The organism is Rhodococcus sp. EPR-147 (assembly GCF_001647185.1).
Classification (GTDB): domain Bacteria; phylum Actinomycetota; class Actinomycetes; order Mycobacteriales; family Mycobacteriaceae; genus Rhodococcoides.
In genome coordinates, this window is record NZ_LVCU01000237.1 from 1 (window position 1) to 1,096 (window position 1,096).

Here is a 1,096-nt window from a genome sequence, read left to right on the forward strand (position 1 = left end):
CGAGCCCGCACAGCAGGGACGCGATGGTGAACAGCACGACGCCGGCCAGGAACATCTTCTTGCGACCGAAGGCATCACCGAGTCTGCCGCCGAGGAGCATCAGCCCGCCGAAGGCGAGGGCATACGACGTGAGCACCCAGTTGCGTCCGGCATCGGACAGGCCCAGATCCGCCTGCAACGGAGCAAGTGCCAGATTGGCCACGGTGCCGTCGAGCACCACCATCAATTGCAGGCCGCTCAGGACGATGATCGCCAACCCGAACGCTCGGGTCGTCACCGGGTACTTGACCTCGGTACTGGAGGTATCGGACATCGATGATTCAGGCACGGGCGTTCACGTTACCGGCGTGTACAGAGAAACCGGCAACGGTTCCGATGACCACGATCGCCGGAGGCCTGATCTCCGCGTCGCGAACCGCATCGGCGACGGTGCTCAGAGACGCGCGAACTTCACGCTGGGTGCGCATGGTGCCTTCCTGGACGACGATCACCGGGGTGTCGGACGGCCGACCACCGGCGATGAGAACGTCGGCGAACAGCCCGATGCGTTCGACGGCCATCAGCAACACGATGGTGCCCTTGAGTTTGGCCAACGCGTCCCAGTCGACGAGCGAATCGGGATGGTCGGGTGCCACATGGCCGCTGACAACGACGAACTCGTGGGTGACGGCGCGATGCGTCACCGGGATCCCGGCGGACGAGGGCACCGAAATGGCGCTGGTGATGCCGGGCACCACGGTGACCGGAATTCCCTCGGCAGCGAGCGCTTCGAGTTCTTCGTATCCCCTACCGAACACGTAGGGGTCCCCGCCCTTGAGTCGGACGACGAACTTGCCTGCCTTCGCCCCGTCGATCAGCGCCTGGTTGATCGCCTCCTGCGCCATCGCGCGGCCGTACGGAATCTTCGAGGCATCGATGACCTCCACGTGCGGGCCCAGTTCGGCCAGCAGCTCGGGCGGCGCGAGCCGATCGGCCACCACGACATCGGCATAGGCGAGCAGCCTGCGCCCGCGGACGGTGATGAGGTCCGGATCGCCGGGTCCGCCCCCGACCAGCGCGACGCCCGTCAACGGCGCACGGTCCGAGTCGGCGACCA

2 protein-coding genes are annotated in these 1,096 nt (G+C 66.4%); both read right to left on the reverse strand.

Annotation, left to right across the window (positions count from 1 at the left end; all coding sequences use genetic code 11):
- Positions 1-313: MFS transporter (locus tag A2J02_RS11535; RefSeq protein WP_156516195.1), on the reverse strand; the 313-nt coding region annotated here is incomplete at its 3' end.
- Between the two features lie 7 nt (positions 314-320).
- A partial coding sequence (gene cobA, locus A2J02_RS11540) for a uroporphyrinogen-III C-methyltransferase (protein ID WP_068050226.1) occupies positions 321-1,096 on the reverse strand: 776 nt, incomplete at its 5' end.